General features: G+C 51.5%; 3 protein-coding genes. 2 read left to right on the top strand and 1 reads right to left on the bottom strand.

Annotation, left to right across the window (positions count from 1 at the left end; all coding sequences use genetic code 11):
* The first annotated feature begins 289 nt into the window (after window positions 1–289).
* On the top strand, window positions 290–1,186 hold the full coding sequence (locus tag ACESLU_RS13770; RefSeq protein ID WP_372639204.1) for a hypothetical protein: 897 nt from the start codon (window positions 290–292) through the stop codon (window positions 1,184–1,186).
* A gap of 281 nt (window positions 1,187–1,467) precedes the next feature.
* Here ACESLU_RS13770 and ACESLU_RS13765 read toward each other — a convergent pair whose 3' ends face one another.
* Window positions 1,468–1,791 (bottom strand): MerR family transcriptional regulator, encoded by a 324-nt coding sequence (locus tag ACESLU_RS13765; protein WP_372639202.1) that lies wholly within the window; start codon window positions 1,789–1,791, stop codon window positions 1,468–1,470.
* Between the two features lie 161 nt (window positions 1,792–1,952).
* Between ACESLU_RS13765 and ACESLU_RS13760 the strand changes: the two genes are divergently transcribed.
* On the top strand, window positions 1,953–2,849 hold an 897-nt coding region (locus tag ACESLU_RS13760; protein ID WP_372639201.1), incomplete at its 3' end, for a glycosyltransferase family 2 protein.

Genomic DNA, 2,849 nt, shown 5'->3' with positions numbered 1-2,849 from the left:
GTCATGCCGACCGGACTCGAGGGCCAGATCAGCGAAGAGGAGATGAATGACCTGATCGCCTATATCAGGGGAGAATGAGGCATATGCAATAATGGTTAACAGATTCCGAATGGCTTACGTATCCCTTTCGGGCTATTGGCGCAAGAATTTTTATTAATTATATTTTTTAGTGGTGGTTTTTATCATTGACCTGCATATGCATAATTACGATAACCCATAAACCCACAACCTGATGATGTTGTCTCATTTTTATTTCCGCATCCAACCGGAATCCCCTCCCTATTGTTTGATGCGGACCGCTATTTGTATCTGTTTGTTCACCGCGGTGCTCCTGGCCGGCGGATCCTACAGCAGCTTTGCCCAGACCGGGGACGAGCCGTCGGCGGAGGATATCGCCCGGCAGCTGCTGGATGAGGATGTGGTGGAAGAGGAGCGTCGCGCCCTGGCCGGGGAGCAGGCCGGAAGGGCCGCGGAGGTGCTGCGTGCGCTGACCCGCGACCTGGAGTCCGGCACGGATGAGGAAGCCCGGCGCATCCCCTGGATCTGGCGGGTGAGCATCGAAGCGACCGGCCGGAATGATGCGGAGCAGATCAGGCGGCTTGCCGAAGTGGGCTTGCCGGAGAGGGATGAGCCGCTGCTGAACTGGCAGGTGGTCGTGCTCGGGGGCGGCATCGTCAACGGCCTCAGCCGCGAGGGCCACTGGCCCCGGCCCCGGATCCGCGAGATCCTGGCCGGCCACCCGCAGATGGAGTCCCGCTGGCAGCGGGCCGTCGAGCGCTCCTACGAGGTGGCGGAGGATCCGGACATCCCCTACCCGTGGCGCTACGATGCGCTGCGCCTGATAGCCATGGATGAGCCCGGGCAGAGCATTCCGGAGCTGCACTCCTATCTGCAGCCCAACCTCGACTACCATCTGCACATGGGGGCTATCAGCGGGCTGTCCGATATACGATCCCCGGACGTAGCTGGGTTGCTGCTGTCAGGGTGGTCCTATTACAACGAGCAAAATCGGAACCTGGTCCTGGAGGGACTGCTGCGCACGGAGCGGCGGACGAGGGCGCTGCTGGATGCAATGGAGGAGGGAACATTGCGCCCGGATGAGCTGGGAGAAGAGCACGCGGAAGAGCTGAAAAACCACGAGAATCCTGAACTACGCAAACGGGCCAAACAGCTTCTTTCTTCATGATTAACTGTTAATAGAGCTTTGAAAAACCGTTCTTTTGGCCAATGTTGGTGCTATCGGTCGGTTGCAATCCTCACACATATAGGCATATGCTGCGGTTCTAACCTCCCTCTGGATTAGAACTGAAACAAAATTTCTGGTTTTTCAAAACTTTGCGTCAGGTTATGTTAAGACGATTTTTCTGTTTTGGCGGGAGTATTCTTTGACAGGACGCTCTAATTAATATGTCAGATTCAGTCCTTTTAGCTTATTATCTTCTACATGCGACGCTCTACTTTATATATTCACAGCTTTTCAAGCAGGTTTTTCAGGAAAACCCGCATCTCCTTGAGGTCCTTTTTAAGGCTGACCGGGACCTCTTTGTCTTCCCCGTCGGTTCCCTCATTTTTCAAAACCTGCCGTGCCCCTTTGGTGCTGTATTTTTTTTCCTGAATGAGTTCTTTGAGTTTTAAAATTGTCTCAATATCACTTTCTTTATACGTGCGGTTTCCGGCTTTGTTTTTTTTGGGACTCAGTTCATCGAAGACCGACTCCCAATAGCGCAGCACATGCGCGTCAACATCCGTAATTTCACTGACTTCACCGATGGAATAATAAAGTTTTTTCATAGCAGAACTAAAAGCGTATCTTTATTCCCAATTATTTATGATCCCAGGGATCTTTAGTAATCTGGATTATTCACAGAGAAATAGGATAACGAATAATTCCTTATTATTCATGAATAATTTAGGTTAACTCTTTGCCGTAAAATAAAATAAATAAGATACCATTGCCTGTACAGCAGCCCACTACATCTGACGAGACAGAATTGAGCGTAGTCGTGCCCGTATTCAATGAACAGCAGTCCCTCGTGGAACTGGCTGAGCTGACAGAGGAAGCCCTGTCCGGATCACTCTCGTTTGAACTGATCTTCGTGGATGATGGTTCCTCGGATCAGTCCTGGAGTAAAGTTCAAACAATCACGGACCGTTATTCCTGGGCCAGGGGCGTCCGGATGCAACGTAATTATGGAAAAAGCACTGCCCTCCAGACCGGATTCGAACAGGCTCGCGGAGCATACATCGCTACCCTGGATGCTGACTTGCAGGATGATCCTTTTGAGATTCCCCCTATGCTGCAGCAGCTTAAAGAGCGTCAGCTGGACCTCGTGAGCGGATGGAAGAAGGTTCGCCATGATCCGCTGAGTAAGACGATTCCCTCTCGTTTCTTTAATAAAGTGACGTCCCTGTTTACCGGTATCGATCTGAACGATTTTAACTGTGGACTGAAGGTTTACCGCCGGGAAGTGATTGACCATATTCACCTGTACGGGGAGCTGCACCGCTACATCCCGTTTCTGGCGAAGCTTGAGGGCTACGATCGCATCGAAGAAAAAGTGGTGAAGCATCACGCTCGGAAGTACGGGGAGACGAAATTCGGGTTCTCGCGCTTTATGAACGGCTTCCTGGATTTGCTGACGCTGTTGTTCGTCAACCGCTACCTGCAGCGGCCGATGCACTTTTTTGGCACGTTCGGATTTCTGCTTCTTTTTGTTGGGGGGCTCATTAACGTCTATTTGACGATTGAAAAGGTGTTTTACGGGGCTGTGTTGGGTGATCGACCCCTGCTGCTGTTTGGCGTTATGCTGATGGTGCTCGGAGCGCAGATTTTCTCCATCGGATTTCTG

The organism is Fodinibius sp. (assembly GCF_041642155.1).
In the GTDB taxonomy this organism is placed as follows: Bacteria; Bacteroidota; Rhodothermia; order Balneolales; family Balneolaceae; genus Fodinibius.
Note: the sequence above shows the minus strand (reverse complement) of the source record. Positions and strands in the feature narration are given on the sequence as shown.

Coding starts and splice junctions, on each gene's coding strand:
- ACESLU_RS13770 (WP_372639204.1), top strand. CDS start 290: ATGCGGACCGCTATTTGTATCTGTTTGTTCACCGCGGTGCTCCTGGCC.
- ACESLU_RS13765 (WP_372639202.1), bottom strand. CDS start 1,791: ATGAAAAAACTTTATTATTCCATCGGTGAAGTCAGTGAAATTACGGAT.